The sequence below is a fragment of the Streptomyces sp. A012304 genome, assembly GCF_026008495.1.
In the GTDB taxonomy this organism is placed as follows: domain Bacteria; phylum Actinomycetota; class Actinomycetes; order Streptomycetales; family Streptomycetaceae; genus Streptomyces.
Genome location: NZ_BQUN01000089.1, coordinates 17,925 through 36,145, shown reverse-complemented (window position 1 = coordinate 36,145; position 18,221 = coordinate 17,925). Strand labels below are relative to the sequence as shown.

Annotated in this window: 16 protein-coding genes; 13 read left to right on the top strand and 3 right to left on the bottom strand. The window is 73.3% G+C overall.

Annotation, left to right across the window (positions count from 1 at the left end; translation table 11 throughout):
* Positions 1-50 precede the first annotated feature (50 nt).
* From ALMP_RS18775 to ALMP_RS18760, 4 genes are all read left to right on the top strand, one after another.
* Positions 51-3,251: a S41 family peptidase gene (locus ALMP_RS18775; RefSeq protein ID WP_264929677.1), complete on the top strand. Its 3,201-nt coding sequence runs from the start codon at positions 51-53 to the stop codon at positions 3,249-3,251.
* 154 nt (positions 3,252-3,405) lie between these two features.
* Positions 3,406-3,759, top strand: coding sequence for a histidine triad nucleotide-binding protein (locus ALMP_RS18770; protein WP_264929675.1), 354 nt, complete (start codon positions 3,406-3,408; stop codon positions 3,757-3,759).
* A gap of 6 nt (positions 3,760-3,765) precedes the next feature.
* A complete protein-coding gene (locus ALMP_RS18765) occupies positions 3,766-4,671 on the top strand; it encodes a ribonuclease Z (protein WP_264929674.1) in 906 nt (301 codons plus the stop codon).
* Positions 4,672-4,691: 20 nt separating this feature from the next.
* Positions 4,692-5,687 carry an adenosine deaminase gene (locus ALMP_RS18760; protein WP_264929673.1) on the top strand — a complete coding sequence of 332 codons (996 nt, stop codon included), beginning with the start codon at positions 4,692-4,694 and terminating at the stop codon, positions 5,685-5,687.
* A 352-nt stretch (positions 5,688-6,039) separates the two neighbouring features.
* Here the strand turns inward: ALMP_RS18760 and ALMP_RS18750 are convergent, their stop codons facing one another.
* A complete protein-coding gene (locus tag ALMP_RS18750) occupies positions 6,040-7,386 on the bottom strand; it encodes a sugar MFS transporter (protein ID WP_264929671.1) in 1,347 nt (448 codons plus the stop codon).
* 175 nt (positions 7,387-7,561) lie between these two features.
* Positions 7,562-8,353 (bottom strand): IclR family transcriptional regulator, encoded by a 792-nt coding sequence (locus tag ALMP_RS18745; protein ID WP_264929670.1) that lies wholly within the window; start codon positions 8,351-8,353, stop codon positions 7,562-7,564.
* A 101-nt stretch (positions 8,354-8,454) separates the two neighbouring features.
* Between ALMP_RS18745 and ALMP_RS18740 the strand changes: the two genes are divergently transcribed.
* The 7 genes from ALMP_RS18740 to ALMP_RS18710 all read left to right on the top strand — a co-directional run bounded on the left by ALMP_RS18740 (position 8,455) and on the right by ALMP_RS18710 (position 15,291).
* The gene (locus tag ALMP_RS18740; RefSeq protein ID WP_264929667.1) at positions 8,455-9,393 is read left to right on the top strand and encodes a 5-dehydro-4-deoxyglucarate dehydratase; all 939 of its coding nucleotides are present in this window, start codon (positions 8,455-8,457) and stop codon (positions 9,391-9,393) included.
* Positions 9,390-10,685: a glucarate dehydratase family protein gene (locus ALMP_RS18735; RefSeq protein WP_264929665.1), complete on the top strand. Its 1,296-nt coding sequence runs from the start codon at positions 9,390-9,392 to the stop codon at positions 10,683-10,685. Before ALMP_RS18740 ends, ALMP_RS18735 begins: the two co-directional genes overlap by 4 nt.
* Before the next feature lie 107 nt (positions 10,686-10,792).
* The gene (locus tag ALMP_RS18730) at positions 10,793-11,932 is read left to right on the top strand and encodes a carbohydrate kinase family protein (RefSeq protein ID WP_264929663.1); all 1,140 of its coding nucleotides are present in this window, start codon (positions 10,793-10,795) and stop codon (positions 11,930-11,932) included.
* A 128-nt stretch (positions 11,933-12,060) separates the two neighbouring features.
* Positions 12,061-13,131 carry a PhoH family protein gene (locus ALMP_RS18725; protein ID WP_264929661.1) on the top strand — a complete coding sequence of 357 codons (1,071 nt, stop codon included), beginning with the start codon at positions 12,061-12,063 and terminating at the stop codon, positions 13,129-13,131.
* Positions 13,132-13,145: 14 nt separating this feature from the next.
* Positions 13,146-13,643 carry an rRNA maturation RNase YbeY gene (gene ybeY, locus ALMP_RS18720; RefSeq protein WP_264929658.1) on the top strand — a complete coding sequence of 166 codons (498 nt, stop codon included), beginning with the start codon at positions 13,146-13,148 and terminating at the stop codon, positions 13,641-13,643.
* A complete protein-coding gene (locus ALMP_RS18715; protein ID WP_264929657.1) occupies positions 13,640-14,935 on the top strand; it encodes a hemolysin family protein in 1,296 nt (431 codons plus the stop codon). The genes ybeY and ALMP_RS18715 overlap by 4 nt, the downstream gene beginning before the upstream one ends.
* On the top strand, positions 14,932-15,291 hold the full coding sequence (locus ALMP_RS18710; protein ID WP_264929656.1) for an MmcQ/YjbR family DNA-binding protein: 360 nt from the start codon (positions 14,932-14,934) through the stop codon (positions 15,289-15,291). The genes ALMP_RS18715 and ALMP_RS18710 overlap by 4 nt, the downstream gene beginning before the upstream one ends.
* Here the strand turns inward: ALMP_RS18710 and ALMP_RS18705 are convergent.
* On the bottom strand, positions 15,253-16,701 hold the full coding sequence (locus ALMP_RS18705; protein ID WP_264929654.1) for an MFS transporter: 1,449 nt from the start codon (positions 16,699-16,701) through the stop codon (positions 15,253-15,255). The genes ALMP_RS18710 and ALMP_RS18705 overlap by 39 nt on opposite strands.
* A 91-nt stretch (positions 16,702-16,792) precedes the next feature.
* Between ALMP_RS18705 and ALMP_RS18700 the strand changes: the two genes are divergently transcribed.
* Entirely contained in the window at positions 16,793-17,680 is an 888-nt protein-coding gene (locus tag ALMP_RS18700; RefSeq protein ID WP_264929652.1) for a helix-turn-helix transcriptional regulator, read from the top strand.
* Positions 17,681-17,708: 28 nt separating this feature from the next.
* The gene (locus ALMP_RS18695; protein ID WP_264929650.1) at positions 17,709-18,062 is read left to right on the top strand and encodes a cytidine deaminase; all 354 of its coding nucleotides are present in this window, start codon (positions 17,709-17,711) and stop codon (positions 18,060-18,062) included.
* Positions 18,063-18,221: the final 159 nt, after the last annotated feature.

Genomic DNA, 18,221 nt, shown 5'->3' with positions numbered 1-18,221 from the left:
AACCGGTCAAACCCCTGCCCAGGGGCGCGGCCCTTGCCTAGAGTGATCGGGTGACACAGTCCGCGACGTCTGCCGCATACCTCCGATTCCCCCATCTGCACGGCGAGTTGGTGACCTTCACCGCCGAGGACGACGTCTGGCTCGCGCCTCTCGACGGCGGCCGCGCCTGGCGGGTCAGCGCCGACAACATGCCGGTCACCCTGCCCCGCGTCTCGCCCGACGGCACCACCGTCGCCTGGACCTCCACCCGCGACGGCGCCCCCGAGGTGCACATCGCGCCCGTCGACGGCGGCCCCGCCACCCGGCTGACCCACTGGGGCAGTTGGCAGACCCGGGTGCGCGGCTGGACACCGGACGGCCGGGTCCTCGCCCTGAGCACCCACGACCAGGCCACCCTGCGCCGCAGTTGGGCCCGCGCCGTCCCGGTCGACGGCGGACCGGCCACCACCCTGCCCTACGGGCCCGTCGGGAACGTGGCGTACGGCCCGCACACCGTGCTGCTGTCCGCGACGATGGGCCGCGAGGCCGCCCACTGGAAGCGCTACCGGGGCGGCACGGCGGGCAAGCTGTGGATCGACCGGGACGGCACCGGGGAGTTCGTCCGGCTGCACGAGGAACTCGACGGCAACCTCGAGTACCCGGTGTGGGCCGGGGACCGGATCGCCTTCCTCTCCGACCACGAGGGCACCGGCGCGCTCTACTCCTCCCTCGCCGACGGCTCCGACCTGCGCCGCCACACCCCGCTCGACGGCTTCTACGCCCGGCACGCGGCCGGGGACGGCACCCGGGTCGTCTACGCCTCGGCCGGTGAACTGTGGCTGCTGGACGACCTGGACGGCACCGAGCCGCGCCGGCTCGACATCCGGCTCGGCGGGCAGCGCGTCGACCGCCGCCCCCGCCCCGTGGCCGCCGCCCGCTGGCTGGGCTCCGCCACCCCCGACCACACCGCGCGCGGCAGCGCCGTCGAGGTGCGCGGCGCCGTCCACTGGGTCACCCACCGCTCCGGCCCCGCCCGCGCGCTCGCCGCCGAACCCGGCGTCCGCGCCCGGCTGCCGCGCACCTTCCGCACGGACGGCGAGGAGTGGGTGGTGTGGGTGACGGACGCCGAGGGCGAGGACGCCCTGGAGTTCGCCCCCGCCACCGGCCTCGCCCCCGGCACCACCCCGCGCCGCCTCGCCGCCGGACGCCTCGGCCGCGTCCTGGAGCTGGCCATGGCCCCCGACGGCAGCCGGGCCGCCGTCGCCGCGCACGACGGGCGGCTGCTGCTCGTCGAACGGGAGACCGGCGAGGTCCGCGAGGTCGACCGCAGCGAGGACGGCGACGTCGGCGACCTCGTCTTCTCGCCCGACTCCGGCTGGCTGGCCTGGTCCCATCCCGGCCCCCGCCCGCTCAGCCAGCTCAGGCTCGCCAACGTCACCGACCTGTCCGTCACCGAGGCCACCCCGCTGCGCTTCCACGACTACGCGCCCGCGTTCACCCTCGACGGCAAGCACCTGGCGTTCCTGTCCACGCGCGCCTTCGACCCGGTCTACGACCAGCACGCCTTCGACCTCTCCTTCGTCGAGGGCGCCCGCCCGCACCTGATCACCCTGGCCGCCACCACCCCCTCGCCCTTCGGGCCGCAGCGGCACGGCCGGCCCTCCGACGCGCCCGAGAAGGACGAGACCCCCGACAGCGAGGGCGCCCCGGCCACCCGGATCGACCTGGAGGGCCTCGCCGACCGGATAGTGCCCTTCCCCGTCGAGGCCGGCCGCTACTCCGGGCTGTGCGCCGCGAAGGACGGCGTGCTGTGGCTGCGCCACCCGGTGCGCGGAGTCCTCGGCGCCTCCCGCGCCACCCCCGAGGACCCCGACCCGCACACCGAGCTGGAGCGCTACGACCTCGCCCAGCACCGCCTGGAACACCTCGCCGTCGACGTCGACGGATTCGACGTCAGCGGCGACGGCAAACGGCTGCTGCTGTGGACCGACGGCAAGCTCAAGGTCGTGCCCAGCGACCGGCGCGCCTCCGGCGACGAGGACAGCGACACCAACATCACCGTCGACCTCGGCCGGGTCCGGCAGATCGTCGACCCGGCCGCCGAATGGCGGCAGATGTACGACGAGACCGGCCGCATCATGCGGGACAACTTCTGGCGCGCCGACCTCGGCGGCGTCGACTGGGACGGCGTCCTCGACCGCTACCGCCCGGTCCTGGAGCGGGTCGCGACCCACGACGACCTGGTCGACCTGCTGTGGGAGGTGCACGGCGAGCTCGGCACCTCGCACGCCTACGTCATCCCCGGTGGCGGCTACGGCAACGGCCCCCGCCAGGGCCTGCTCGGCGCCGACATCTCCCGTCACGAGGACGGCACCTGGCGCATCGACCGCGTCCTGCCGCCGGAGACCTCCGACCCCGACGCCCGTTCCCCGCTCGCCGCCCCCGGTGTCGCGGTGCGCGCCGGGGACGCGATCGTCGCCGTCGCCGGCCACCCCGTGGACCCGGTCGTCGGACCCGGCCCGCTGCTGGTCGGCACGGCGGGCAAGGCCGTGGAGCTGACCGTCTCGCCGTCCGGCGGGGGCGAGCCGCGGCACGCCGTCGTCGTGCCCGTCGCCGACGAGGAGGCGCTGCGCTACCACGCCTGGGTCGCCGACCGGCGGGCCTATGTCCACCAGGTGTCCGGCGGACGGCTCGGCTATTTGCACGTGCCGGACATGCAGGCGCCGGGCTGGGCGCAGATCCACCGCGACCTGCGGGTGGAGGTGGCCCGCGAGGGGCTCGTCGTGGACGTCCGGGAGAACCGGGGCGGGCACACCTCGCAGCTGGTCGTCGAGAAGCTCGCGCGGCGGATCGTCGGCTGGGACGTGCCGCGGGGGACCCGGCCGTTCAGCTACCCGATGGACGCGCCCCGGGGGCCCGTCGTCGCCGTCGCCAACGAGTTCTCCGGGTCCGACGGGGACATCGTCAACGCGGCGATCAAGGCGCTGGGGATCGGGCCGGTGGTCGGTACCCGCACGTGGGGCGGGACGGTCGGCATCGACAGCCGGTACCGGCTGGTCGACGGGACGCTGATCACGCAGCCCAAGTACGCGATCTGGCTGGAGGGCTACGAGTGGGGGGTGGAGAACCACGGCGTGGATCCCGATGTGGAGGTCGTCGCCCGGCCGCAGGATCACGCCGACGGGCGGGACGTGCAGCTGGACGAGGCGGTGAGGCTGGCGCTGGCCGCTCTGGAGGAGACGCCGGCGAAGGTGCCGCCCGCTCTGCCGTAGCCGTCCGGCCGGTACCGGGGGTGCGCAGCCGGGTGTCGTCGCGCCCACCCGTGCCGCCCCGGGCGGCACGGGTGGCATTACTGCCCGCGGCGGCGAACGTGGCGGCGATAGCATGCCCACCGTACTGATCGACAAGGCGTGAGGAGGCATCCGTATGGCAGGGGAGCCGCAGGACGACTGTCTGTTCTGCAAGATCGTCGCGGGCCATGTGCCCGCGACCATCGTGCGGGAGACCGAGACGACCGTCGCCTTCCGCGACATCAACCCCCAGGCGCCCACCCACGTCCTGGTGATCCCCAAGGCGCACCACGTGGACGCCGCCGCCCTCGCCACCGAGGCGCCGCAGCTCGCCGCGGACGTGCTGCGCGAGACGCGGGCGGTCGCCGAGGAGGAGAAGCTGGAGAGCTACCGGATCGTCTTCAACACCGGCAGCGGCGCGGGTCAGACCGTCTGGCACGCCCACGCGCACGTCCTCGGCGGGCGCGGCCTGACCTGGCCCCCCGGGTGATTCGCCGTGTCCGTCCGTGAACTGGTGGTCCTCGGCACCGCCAGCCAGGTTCCCACCCGGCACCGCAACCACAACGGCTACCTGCTGCGCTGGGACGGCGAGGGTCTCCTCTTCGATCCCGGCGAGGGCACCCAGCGCCAGATGCTGCGCGCCGGGGTCGCCGCCCACGACCTGCACCGGATCTGCGTCACGCACTTCCACGGCGACCACTCCCTGGGACTCGCCGGGGTCATCCAGCGCGTCAACCTCGACAAGGTCCCGCACCCGGTCGTCGCCCACTACCCGCGCTCCGGGCAGCGTTTCTTCGACCGGCTGCGGTACGCCACCGCCTACCGCGAGACCGTCGGGATCACCCAGGCGCCGGTCGACGGGGACGGGCCGCTGGCCATGACGGCCTCGTACACGCTCGAGGCGCGCAAGCTGTCCCACCCGGTCGAGTCCTACGGCTACCGGCTGGTCGAGCCGGACGGCCGCCGCATGCTGCCCGAGCGGCTCGCCGCGCACGGCATCAAGGGGCCGGACGTGGGCCGCATCCAGCGGGAGGGCGCGATCGGCGGGGTGTCCCTGGAGGACGTGAGCGAGGTGCGGCGCGGGCAGCGGTTCGCGTTCGTGATGGACACCCGGATGTGTGAGGGCGCGCAGGCGCTCGCCGAGGGCTGCGACATGCTCGTCATCGAGTCCACCTTCCTCGACGACGACATCCAACTCGCCATCGAGCACGGACACCTGACGGCAGGTCAGGCGGCGACGGTGGCCCGTGACGCCGGTGTGCGGCACCTCGTGCTCACCCACTTCAGTCAAAGGTATTCCGATCGGGACGAATTCGAGCGGCAGGCGCGGGCCGCCGGGTTCGAGGGGGAGCTGACCGTGGCGCACGACCTGCTGCGAGTGCCGGTCCCGAAACGGCGGTAAAACGGCCGTACGATGCTTTGATGCCCCTCCCCAAAGCTGAACTGCACCTGCACATCGAAGGAACCCTGGAGCCGGAGCTGGCCTTCGAGCTGGCCGCCCGCAACGGTGTGGAACTGCCGTACGCGGACACGGACGAGGTGCGCGAGGCGTACCGGTTCGAGGACCTCCAGTCCTTCCTGGACCTGTACTACGAGCTGATGGCCGTCCTGCGGACCGAGCGGGACTTCGAGGACCTCGCCAACGCCTACCTGGCCCGTGCCGCCGCGCAGGGCGTGCGGCACGCGGAGATCTTCTTCGACCCGCAGGCCCATCTGTCCCGGGGGGTCGGGATGGGCACGGTCGTCGAGGGGCTGTGGCGGGCGCTGGGCGCGAGCGAGGCGAACCACGGCGTCTCCACCCGGCTCATCCTGTGCTTCCTGCGCGACGAGTCCGCCGAGTCGGCCATGGAGACCCTGGAGGCGGCCCGGCCGTACCTGGACCGGATCACCGGCATCGGGCTGGACTCGGCCGAGGTCGGGCACCCGCCGGTGAAGTTCCGCGAGGTGTACGCCGCCGCCGCGGCGCTCGGGCTGCGGCGGGGGGCGCACGCCGGGGAGGAGGGGCCGCCGGAGTACATCACCGAGGCCCTGGACGTGCTCGGCGTCGAGCGCGTCGACCACGGGCTGCGGTGCGTGGAGGACCCGGCGCTGGTGCAGCGGCTGGTGCGGGAGCGGATCCCGCTGACGCTGTGCCCGCTGTCCAACGTCCGGCTGCGGGCCGTCGACGCCCTCGCCGCGCACCCGCTGCCCGCGATGCTCGACGCCGGGCTGGTGTGCACGGTCAACTCCGACGACCCGGCCTACTTCGGCGGGTACGCCGGCGACAACTTCGACGCCGTACGCCGTGAACTGGGCCTCGGTGAGGAGCGGTTGCGGGAGCTCGCCCGCAACTCCTTCCTCGCCTCCTTCCTGGAGGACGACGAGGAGCGGCGGGCGCGGTATCTCGCCGAGGTGGCGGCCTACGAGTTCCGCTCCTGACCAGCAGGCCTGGCGGACGCGCTCCACCAGGCTGCAGCCCGTCGCTGCCGCCGACCGACTCGAGGCCCTTCGTCATCATCGGCACGATGTCCGGCTGGGACTGGGCGAGCGCCTCGGTGGTGATCAGGGTGAAGGGCCTGTCCAGGCCGGCCGCCGTGCCCGCGTCCTGGGCCGGCCTCGCAGTCGCCCCCGGCGGCACCACTGTCTACGTCGGCAGCCCCGCCGACGGCAGGACGCCAAGCTTGCGCCGGTGGCGGCGAGGCTGCCGCTGCCCGTGGCGGCGGGCGTGCCGCCCGTCGCGCCGGAGGCCGCCACCGCCGCGCGCGGACCGCGGCCGGGAGCCGGCCGGTCCTCAGTCCGCGGACCCCGGCGCGGTGGCCGTCGGCCGGGGGCCCGCCGTGTCGAAGGCGCGCCGGGCGGGTACGGGCGGGGCGTCCACCTCGATCTCCACCACCGGCTGCTCCGGTGCGCCGACCGGCGGGACCGAGCCGGCCCGGGCACCGGTCGCGGCGGCCACCACGGCGGTCGGGGTGCCGCCCCGGCGGCGGACCGTGCCGGGCAGCAGGGGTCGGCCGGACGTGTGCAGGGCGACGGCGGTCATGGGTACGGCGACGACCAGCAGGGCGGCGCCCAGGACCCAGCCCATCACCGGGAACCCGGCGTGCGCGGACAGGAGGCTGCCGGTCAGCGGTCCCGCCGCCGTCCCCAGGGAGGACGTCGAACCGACCAGCACCGCCCAACGGCCGCGCGGGTCCAGGGACGCGGCCAGACCGATCAGGTACGACAGGACGATCGGGTAGAGGGCGTTCCAGGCGATCTCACCGGCGGCGAAGGTGGCCGGCCCGGTCGCGGAGGCGCTCAGCACCACGCACCCGGCGATCAGCACGGTCCCGCCGCCGATCGGCAGCGCCCGGCCCAGCCGCGCCCCCAGCGCCCCCGCGCCGAGGACGCCCAGCAGCCCGGCCCCCAGCGCCACCGCGAAGATCACGCCGACGGTGGCCTCGGTGAGATGAGCCTGCGTCAGGCCGATGCGCCCGCTGACCCCCCACAGGGAGTTCTGCACGAGCGACCAGCAGGGCATGGCGGCGGCCAGCACGAGCCCCGAGCGCAGGTGGGGCGGCCGGGTGCCGCCCGCCGGGTCCCGCCGGGCCGGCGCGGTCGGCGCGGGGCCGGGCAGACGGGCCGTCAGCGGCCAGACGACGAGCGCGGTCAGCGCGATCGCGGCCAGCGGCTGCCCGTGCCCGGCGCCGAGGTGCGGGACCGTCAGATACACCGCGCCGGCCAGCGCGGACACCCCGAGCAGACCGAGCGTGGAAGCGCGGTGCGGGTCGGGCTGGGCGGCGATCCGGGTGGCGGCGACCGCGGTGGCCGTTCCGGATCCGAACCCGCCGAGGACCGCGCCCGCGACGACCGCGGGCACGCTCGCGGCGAGGGCGGCGCCGCCGTATCCGAGCACCGCCAGCGCGAGGCCGGTGCGGGCCAGCAGGCGTGCCCCGATCCGTTCCACGCGCGAGGCCAGCGCGAAACCGGCCGACGCCGAACTCAGCAGCAGCGCGCTGCCGACGGCGCCCGCCTCGGTGGCCGTCAGCGGCAGCCCGCTGTCGAGCCGGCCGACGACGGTCGGCAGCAGATAGGGGGCGAGGTACCCGGCCGTGAAAAGGGCGACGAGGGGCCAGGGGGTGGTGCGGGGGGCGAACACGGGCGTTCCCAGGGCATGCGAAGAAGTGGCTCGAAGAGGGGGAGGGCGACGGCCGTCGACGGACGGGAACGCGCGGGAAATTTGTATCAAGCACGCGGTGCGCGAAGAAGCGCGGGGGTGGTGATGTGGATCACTTCGGGTTTGTGGTGCGGGAAGACGGGTAGAAGAGCGCGTTTCAGCGCCAGTTGACGGCCCCGGCCGCGCCCGGCGCCGTCGCCTCGATCTTCGCCCGGATCTCCCGCATCACCGCGACGATCCGCTCCTCGTGCCCAGGCGTCAGCCGCGCCACCGGCACCGAACAGCTGATCGCGTCCTGCGCGGGCAGCTCGTAGCGCAGCGCGAAGCCGAAGCCGACGATGCCGAGGACGCCCTCCTCGCGGTCCACCGAGTAGCCCCGCGCCCGTACCCCGGCGAGGTCCGCCAGCAGCGCCGCGCGGGTGGTGTGCGAGTGCGGGGTGAGGGCCTCGTAGGGGCCCTCGGGGAGGTCCTCGTCGGGGCGCTCCGCCAGCAGGGCCTTGCCGAGCGCGCCGACGTGCGCGGGCAGCCGTCGTCCGACGCGGCTGATGGTGCGCAGGTACTCGTGCGACTCGCGGGTCGCCAGGTAGGCCACGTCCCGCCCGTCCAGCCGCCCCAGGTGGATGGTCTCGCCGAGCGCCTCGGACGCCTCGTCCAGGTAGGGCCGGACGAGCCGCACCCGCGGGTCGGAGTCCAGATAGCTGGTGCCGGTCAGCAGGGCGTGGATACCGATGCCGTACAGGGAGCCGGTGACGTCCGTGCGGACCCAGCCCCGGCCGATCAGGGTCTGGAGCAGCGCGTACATCGAGCTGCGCGGCACGCCCAGCTCGTCCGCCAGCTCCTGGAGCCGGGCCGGCCGGTCGCCGCGCGCCGCGAGCAGCTCCAGCAGCTCCACCGTGCGCGCCGCGGACTTCACCTCACGGACGCCGCCCGCGCCTGCTGTCTCCGACATGCGCCGATGGTAGTGCGCGCCGGCGGGCCCATTGACGGGTGGCGTTCGCATATCTAGCCTCCATCTTCATACGTGGATGTCATCTACATAGGGAGATGCCGGTGAACCTGGACACGGACACGGCCGGACGGCTGAGAGAGGGCATGGCGCGGGGCGTGCTGTCGTTCCCGCTGACCAGCTTCCGCGCGGACGGCACCCTCGACCCCGAGGGCCTGCGCGCCCATCTCGCCGCCCAGCTCGCCACCGACCCCGGCGCCGTCTTCCCCGCCTGCGGCACCGGCGAGTTCTTCTCCCTCGACGAGGACGAGTACCGGCAGGTCGTCTCGACCGCCGTCGAGGAGGCGGCCGGCCGTGTCCCCGTCGTCGCCGGCATCGGCTACGGCTGGGCCCAGGCCGTCCGCTTCGCCCGCGTCGCCGAGGAAGCGGGCGCGGACGCCCTCCTCGTCCTGCCGCACTACCTCGTCACCGCCCCGCAGGACGGCCTCGTCGCCCAGCTGGAGCACATCGCCGCCCGCACCCCGCTGCCGCTCATCGCCTACCAGCGCGGACCGGTGGCCTTCACCGCGGCCTCCCTCCGCCGCGTCGCCGCGATCCCCAACGTCATCGGCCTCAAGGACGGCCACAGCGACCTCGACCGCCTCCAGCGCCTCACCCTCGCCGCCCCCCAGGGCTTCCTCTTCTTCAACGGCGCCGCCACCGCCGAGATCCAGGCCCGCGCCTACGCCACCGTCGGCGTCCCCGCCTACTCCTCCGCCGTGCACGCCTTCGCCCCCGAGATCGCGAACGCCTTCTTCGCCGCCCTGCGCGACGGCGACGACAAGACCACCGACCGGCTGCTGCGCGACTTCTACGTCCCCCTCGTCGAACTGCGCGACCGGGTGCCCGGCTACGCCGTGTCCCTGGTGAAGGCCGCCGCCCGGCTGCGCGGCCGCCCGGTCGGCCCGGTGCGGGCCCCGCTCACCGACCCGTCGGCCGCCGACCTGGCCGACCTCAAGGCCGTCCTCACCACCGGACTCGACCTCGTAGGAGCCGCCCTGTGACCCGCGACCTGACCATCACCGAGGTACGGCTGACCCCGATCCTGGTCGCCGACCCGCCACTGCTGAACACCCAGGGCGTGCACCAGCCGTACACCCCCCGGCTCATCGTCGAGGTGGTGACCGCCGACGGCACGACCGGCCTCGGCGAGACCTACGGCGACACCAAGTACCTCGAACTCGCCCGCCCCTTCGCCCAACGGCTGACGGGCCACCGGGTCAGTGACCTCAACGGCCTGTTCACGATCGCCGACGAGCTCGCCGTCGACCGGTCGCGGGTGTCCGGACAGGTCGACGTCGGCGGACTGCGGGGCGTGCAGACCGCCGACAAGCTGCGGCTGTCGGTCGTCTCCGCCTTCGAGGTGGCCTGCCTCGACGCCCTCGGCAAGGCGCTCGGGCTGCCCGTGCACGCGCTGCTCGGCGGCAAGGTGCGCGACGCCGTCGAGTACAGCGCGTACCTCTTCTACAAGTGGGCCGCCCACCCCGAGGGCGTGGCCTGCGAGCAGGACGACTGGGGGGCCGCCGTCGACCCGGCCGGGATCGTGGCGCAGGCCCGCCGCTTCAAGGAGCGGTACGGGTTCACCTCCTTCAAGCTCAAGGGCGGGGTCTTCCCGCCGGACGAGGAGATCGCCGCCGTACGGGCCCTGGCACAGGCCTTCCCCGGGCATCCGCTGCGGCTGGACCCCAACGGGGCGTGGAGCGTGCAGACCTCGCTGAAGGTGGCGAAGGAACTCGGGGACGTCCTGGAGTACCTGGAGGACCCGGCGCTGGGCACCCCCGCCATGGCCGAGGTGGCCGCGGGCACCGACGTGCCGCTCGCCACCAACATGTGCGTGACGACGTTCGCCGAGATCCCGGAGGCGTTCACCCGCGGCGCCGTGCAGGTCGTGCTCTCCGACCACCACTACTGGGGCGGGCTGCGCAACACCCAGCGCCTCGCCGCGATCTGCCACACGTTCGGCGTCGGTGTGTCCATGCACTCCAACACCCACCTGGGGATCTCGCTCGCCGCGATGACCCACGTCGCGGCCACCGTCCCCGGTCTGCACCACGCCTGCGACTCCCACTACCCCTGGCAGACGGAGGACGTCCTCACCGAGCGGCCGGCCTTCGACGGCGGGTTCGTCGTCGTCTCCGACGCCCCCGGGCTCGGCGTGCGGCTCGACCGGGACCGGCTGGCCGCGCTGCACCGGCGATGGCTGGACGACGACGGCGCGCTGCGCGAGCGGGACGACGAGGCGGCCATGCGCGTCGCCGATCCGGAGTGGGTGACACCGGTGGTTCCGCGCTGGTGAGAGCCCCTTCCCGCGCTGACGCGCCCCCGCTCCCGCGGTGACGCACGGCGTGTTGTCGGCGGCGTGGTGCACACTGGCCAGATCGGCACCACGTCAGGGAGCGCACCGTGACCGCGTCCACCGCGTCCACCGGAGAGGGACACCACCGACACCCACGCCACGCCCAGGTCGACCCCCTGGCCGCCCTGCGCGCGCCGGGCGACCCGCCCTGGGACGTCTACCTCACCGGCACCGTCTTCCTCGACATCATCTTCACCGGGCTCGACTCCGCCCCGGTGCGCGGGACCGAGTCCTGGGCGCGCGGGATGGGGTCGAGCCCCGGCGGCGTCGCCAACATGGCCACCGCTCTCGCCCGCCTCGGGCTGCGGACGTCCCTCGCGGCGGCCTTCGGCGACGACCACTACGGCGAGTACTGCTGGGACGCCCTGGAACAGGGCGAGGGCATCGACCTCACCGCCTCCCGCACGGTCCCCGGCTGGCACTCCCCGGTCACCGTCTCCATGGCCTACGAGGACGAGCGCACGATGGTCTCCCACGGCCACGAACCGCCCACCGAGGAGCTCGCCCCCGACTCCCCGCCGCACGCCCGCGCCGCCGTGGCCTCCCTCACGCCCGGCCGGAGCGCCCCCTGGATCGCCCAGGCCGCGAGCCGGGGCACCCGCGTCTTCGCCGACGTCGGCTGGGACGACACCGGCGCCTGGGACCTGGCGGGCCTCGCCGACCTGAAGCACTGCGAGGCCTTCCTGCCGAACGCGGAGGAGGCCATGCGCTACACCGGCGCCACCTGCCCGCGCGCCGCCGCGCACGCCCTCACCGAGTACGTTCCGTGCGCGGTCGTCACCCTCGGCCCGCGGGGCGCGTACGCGGTGGACCGGCGCACCGGCGAGAGCGCCGAGGTCCCCGCGATCGCCGTGGAGGCCCTCGACCCCACCGGCGCCGGGGACGTCTTCGTGGCCGGCTTCGTCACCGGCACCCTCGCCGACTGGCCGCTCGCCGACCGCCTCGCCTTCGCCGGACTCACCGCCGCGCTCTCCGTCCAGGAGTTCGGCGGCTCCCTCTCCGCTCCCGGCTGGTCCGAGATCGCCGCCTGGTGGCACAAGGTGCAGTCGGTCGAGTCGCAGGACCCCGAGGCCCTGCGCCGCTACGCCTTCCTGACCTCCCTCACCTCCCTCCTCCCCGCCCACGACGCCACCCCCTGGCCCCGCCGCCGCGCGGTCCCGACCATCGGCTTCCGCCGCTCGGCGTAGCGGCCCACCCGCCCGTTCGAAAACTCCTACGGCGTTGTCGGCCCCCTGGCGTACCCTGGAACTCGCCAGGCCGCCCTCGTGGCAGGCGAGACGCATCCGGGAGGACCAAGAGGCCTTCGGGCCGGCCTATGACTGAGACACCCACCGCTCAGACCCCCGCGCAGGGGAAGGCGAGAGCACAGTTCACTGTCCCCGCCCAGCACCCCATGGTGACCGTGCTGGGATCCGGCGACTCGCTGCTGCGCGTGATCGAGACGGCTTTCCCGGCGGCCGACATCCACGTCCGGGGCAATGAGATCAGCGCGACCGGCGAGGCGCGGGAAGTCGCCCTCGTGCAGCGCCTGTTCGACGAGATGATGCTGGTGCTCCGCACCGGGCAGCCGATGACGGAGGACGCAGTGGAACGCTCGATCGCCATGCTGCGGGCGAGCGAGAACGGGACGAGCGACGGCCAGGAGACCCCGGCCGAGGTACTGACGCAGAACATCCTGTCCTCGCGCGGCCGCACCATCCGACCCAAGACCCTCAACCAGAAGCGGTACGTCGACGCGATCGACAAGCACACGATCGTCTTCGGCATCGGCCCCGCCGGTACCGGCAAGACCTACCTCGCCATGGCCAAGGCGGTGCAGGCCTTGCAGTCCAAGCAGGTCAACCGCATCATCCTGACCCGGCCGGCGGTCGAGGCGGGCGAGCGGCTCGGCTTCCTCCCGGGCACGCTCTACGAGAAGATCGACCCCTACCTGCGCCCGCTGTACGACGCGCTGCACGACATGCTCGACCCGGACTCGATCCCGCGACTGATGGCGGCGGGGACCATCGAGGTGGCGCCGCTGGCGTACATGAGGGGCCGCACCCTGAACGACGCCTTCATCATCCTGGACGAGGCCCAGAACACGAGCCCCGAGCAGATGAAGATGTTCCTCACCCGCCTCGGCTTCGACTCGAAGATCGTGATCACGGGTGACGTGACGCAGGTCGACCTGCCGACCGGCACCAAGTCGGGCCTCAGGCAGGTGCAGGAGATCCTGGAGGGCGTCGACGACGTCCACTTCGCCCGGCTGTCGTCCCACGACGTCGTACGGCACAAGCTGGTGGGCCGTATCGTCGACGCGTACGAGCTGTACGACAGCAAGCACGGCACGGAGAACGGCGCGCACAAGGGCGGCCGGGGGAAGTCCGGGCACAAGGGGAAGTAGACAGACACAGCACCATGTCGATCGACGTCAACAACGAGTCCGGAACCGAGGTCGACGAGCAGGCGATCCTCGACATCGCCCGCTACGCGCTGGCACGGATGCGCATCCACCCGCTCTCCGAGCTCTCGGTGATCGTCGTGGACGCCGACGCCATGGAGCAGCTGCACATCCAGTGGATGGACCTGCCCGGTCCCACCGACGTGATGTCGTTCCCCATGGACGAGCTGCGGCCGCCGTCCAAGGACGACGACGAGCCGCCGCAGGGGCTGCTCGGCGACATCGTGCTGTGCCCGGAGGTCGCCGAGAAGCAGGGCAGGGAAGCGCCGACGCGGCACACCATGGACGAGGAGCTCCAGCTGCTCACCGTCCACGGTGTGCTGCACCTGCTCGGCTACGACCACGAGGAGCCCGACGAGAAGGCCGAGATGTTCGGTCTCCAGGCGGCCATCGTCGACGGGTGGCGGGAGGAGAAGGGGCTCACCGGTCCGTCTCCGGCGCCGACCGTCTCATGAGCCCCGCGCTGGTCTCCGGCGCGATCGCCCTGGTCGTCGTCGCGTGGCTCGCCGCCTGCGCGGAGGCGGGCCTCGCGCGCGTCTCCAGCTTCCGCGCCGAGGAGGCCGTCCGCGGCGGAAGACGCGGCAGCGCCAAGCTCGCCCAGGTCGCCGCCGACCCCACCCGCTACCTCAACGTGGCGCTGCTGGTCCGCGTCGGCTGCGAGATGGCCGCCGCCGCGCTGGTCACCCACGCCTGCCTGCGGGAGATCGACGGCACCGCCCCCGCCCTGCTCGCCGCCATCGGCGTCATGGTCCTCGTCTCGTACGTCGCCGTCGGCGTCTCCCCGCGCACCATCGGCCGCCAGCACCCGCTGAACACGGCGACGGCGGCCGCGTACGTCCTGCTGCCGCTGGCCAGGATCATGGGCCCGATCCCGTCGCTGCTCATCCTCATCGGCAACGCCCTCACCCCCGGCAAGGGCTTCCGCCGGGGTCCCTTCGCCTCCGAGGCGGAGCTGCGCGCGCTGGTCGACCTCGCCGAGAAGGAGTCGCTGATCGAGGACGAGGAGCGCCGCATGGTGCACTCCGTCTTCGAACTCGGCGACACGCTCGTGCGGGAGGTGATGGTCCCGCGCACCGACCTCGTCGTCATCGAGCGGTACAAGACCATCCGCCAGGCCCTCACCCTCGCCCTGCGCTCCGGCTTCTCCCGCATCCCGGTCACCGGCGAGAGCGAGGACGACATCGTCGGGATCGTGTACCTGAAGGACCTGGTCCGCAGGACGCACATCAGCCGGGAGGCGGAGAGCGAACTGGTCTCCACGGCCATGCGGCCCGCCGCCTTCGTCCCCGACACCAAGAACGCCGGCGACCTGCTGCGCGAGATGCAGCAGCAGCGCAACCACGTCGCCGTCGTCATCGACGAGTACGGCGGCACCGCCGGCATCGTCACCATCGAGGACATCCTGGAGGAGATCGTCGGTGAGATCACCGACGAGTACGACCGCGAGCTGCCCCCGGTGGAGGAGCTCGGCGAGGACCGTTACCGGGTCACCGCCCGCCTCGACATCACCGACCTCGGCGAGCTGTACGGCCTGGAGGAGTACGACGACGAGGACGTGGAGACCGTCGGTGGGCTCCTCGCCAAGGCGCTGGGCCGCGTGCCCATCGCCGGCGCGGCGAGCGTCGTCGACCTGCCCGACGGGCGCGGGCTCCGGCTGACCGCCGAGGCCGCCGCCGGCCGCCGGAACAAGATCGTGACGGTGCTGGTGGAGCCGGTGCCGAAGCCGGAGGAGGAAGAGCCCGCGTGACCCCGCAGGAGCTGCGCGCCTTCTGCCTGTCGTTCGAAGCGGCGGTGGAGGACTTCCCGTTCCGGCCGGAGATCTCCGTCTTCAAGGTCCAGGGCAGGCTGTTCGCGCTGTCGACGCTGGACGCGCGGCCCCTGACCGTGAACCTCAAGTGCGACCCGGAGGACGCGGTCCGGCTGCGTGCCGAGCACCCGGGCCTGATCGTCCCCGGCTGGCACATGAACAAGCGCCACTGGAACACGGTGACCGTCGACGGCGAACTCCCGGACCGCCTGGTCCGGGAGCTGATCGAGGACTCCTACGACCTGGTGGTCGCCGGACTACCGCGCGCCGACTGGCTCCGCCTCGACCGCCCCTGAGGCCGGGTCCGTCGTACGGCGCCGCAGGCCGAGCCCGATCAGCACCGCCGCCGCCAGGACGATCGCCGCGTCCAGCGCGACGACCGTGCGGACGCCGGTCAGCAGGTCGTCGGAGGTCGTGGCCAGCACACCGAGCAGCGGGATGCCGACGGTGAGCGCCACCTGCTGGGTGGAGGTGACCAGTCCGGTGGCCAGGCCCTGCTCCTCGTCGGGGACGCCGGAGGTGGCCATCAGGCCGTAGGAGATGATCGCGCCCAGGTGGCACATGCTGGCCAGGGAGACGGCGGCCGTCGCGAGCCACACCGACCAGGTGTCGGCGTTCAGGCCGAGCAGCGCGGCGACCAGCGCGCCCTGGCCGGCGAGGGAGCCGACGAGGGTGCGGCGGGCGCCGAAGCGGCCGACGACCTTCGGGGTGAGGGAGCCCGCGATCACCGACAGCACCCCCTGGACGCCGAAGACCAGGCCGGTCTCGAAGGCCGACAGGCCCAGGATCTCCTGGAGGTACAGGGTCAGCACGAACACGACCGTGGACATCATCGAGAAGGTGACCAGACCGCCCAGGTTGCCCCACGCGATCGTGCGGCGGCGCAGCATCGGCAGGGAGACCAGGGGCGCGGCCGTGCGGGACTCGACGACCGCGAACACCGTCAGCAGCAGGGATCCGGTGATCAGCGAGGTGATGACGTCGGCTCGGGCGAAGCCGTGGTCGGCGGCCGTCGACAGGCCGTAGATCAGGGCGAGCAGGCCGCCGGTGACGGTGACCGCGCCGGGCACGTCCAGGCGCGGGCGCTCGGGGGTGCGGGACTCGGTCAGCAGACCGGGCGCGAGCGGCAGCACGATCAGGGCGAACACGGTGAGCAGGCCCATCGTGGAGCGCCAGCCGAGGGTGTCGGTGAGGACCCCGCCGGAGACCATGCCGACGGTGAAGCCCAGCGACATCAGCGTGCCCGAGATGCCCAGCGCCCGGTCCCGGGTCGGCCCCTCGGGGAAGGTCGTGGTCAGCAGCGACATGCCCGTCGGGACGATGGCCGCCGCGCCGAGCCCTTGCAGCGCGCGCCCGGCGAGGAAGGACGCCGGGTTCCAGGCGAACGTCGCGAGCACCGAGGCCGCCGCGAACAGGGCGAGGCCGGTGAGGAACAGCAGACGGCGGCCGTACAGGTCGCCGACGCGGCCGAAGAGCAGCAGGAAACCGCCGGACGGCAGCGCGAACACGGTGATCGCCCACTGCAACGCCGACGGGCTCATGCCGAGGTCGGCGCCGAGGACGGGCAGCGCCACGTTGAGGACGGAGAAGTCGAGCGCGACCATGAACTGGGCCGCGCACAGCACGAACAGGACGAGTGCGTCGCGCGTCGACATCCGGGGGGTGTCGGGCGCTTCTCGTACGGGGGAGGTGGTGTCGATCGCCATGGGGACGAGCCTGCGGGCGGTGGAATAGCCGTGGGGAGCGGCAAGTTGTGCTGGTGGTGGCACCACCAGACACGACGAGGGGGACCGGTCCGTGCCCGAGGTCGCGACGACGGACGCGCTGAAGAGTCACCGGCTGCGGGAACTGCGTGAGTTCCTGATGAGCAGACGGGCCCGGGTGAGCCCGGCCGACGTGGGCCTGCCGGACGGCGGGGCGCGGCGGCGCACGCCCGGTCTGCGGCGCGAGGAGGTCGCGGTCCTCGCCGGGGTCGGCGTCTCCTGGTACCAGTGGCTGGAGCAGGGCCGGGACATCTCCGTCTCGTCGCAGGTCCTCGATTCCGTCGCGCGGGTGCTGCGGCTCAGCAACGCCGAGCGGCGCCACCTGTACGTCCTGTCCGGGCTGAACCCGCCGGCGCCGGAGGTCGCGCCCGAGAAGCGGGACATGGGCGACGGGCTGCGGCGGGTGATCGACACCTGGATGCCGTATCCGGCGCACATCATGGACATGTACTACAACTGCGTGATGTACAACGACGCCGCCGCGATGGTGCTCGGCATGCGGCCCGGCATCACGCAGAACTGCGTCATCGACTTCTTCACCGACCCGATGTACCGCTCCCGTTCCAAGAGCTGGGAGCGCAACGCCCGTACGGTCGTGGCCCAGTTCCGGGCCGCGTGCTCGGCCTGCCCGGACGACGAGGGGTTCCAGGCGGTGCTGGCGGAGCTGAAGGAGGCCAGCGGCGAGTTCGCGGCCCTGTGGGCGGAGCGGGACATCGAGGACGCCGGGCAGATCCGCAAGGAACTGGACCATCCGCTGGCCGGGCTGCTGGTCCTGGAGTCGACGGCGATGAAGGTGCCGGCGCGGCCCGATCTGATGATCGTGCTGCACACTCCGCTGGACGAGGCGAACACCGCGCGGAAGCTGGAGTGGCTGGCCTCGCCGGAGGGGCGCCGGGGCGCGATGTACCCCGTGGCCGGATGACGCGGCCCGTGCTCCGTATGCTCACCTCATGACCGACAGCAACGCGCTCGACCCCGAGGACCGCAAGATCATCACCCTGGCCCGTGCCACGCGTGCCCGCAACGGTGTGCCCGAGGGGGCGGCCGTACGGGACGAGACGGGACGTACCTATGTCGCCGGGACCGTCGACCTGCCGTCGCTGAAGCTGAGCGCGCTGCGGACGGCGGTGGCGATGGCGGTGGCGTCCGGGGCGAGGTCGCTGGAGGCGGCGGCGGTGGTGTCGGAGGCGGAGGGTGTCCCTGACGAGGACCGGGCGGCCGTCGCGGACCTGGGCGGTGCGGGCGTCCCGGTCCTGCTGGCCGGACCCGACGGCGCCGTCCGGCTGACCCTCTCCGCGGGCTGACGCACCGGGGGCCCCGCCCCCTGGACCCCGGTTTCCGCGGCCGCTCACCGGTGCTGACCCACCAGGGGGCCCGCCCCCCTGGACCCACGTTTCCGCGGCCGCTCACCGGTCCCGGTGGGAGGGAACGCGACCGCCGCGATTTAGGCCGGATTTCAACCT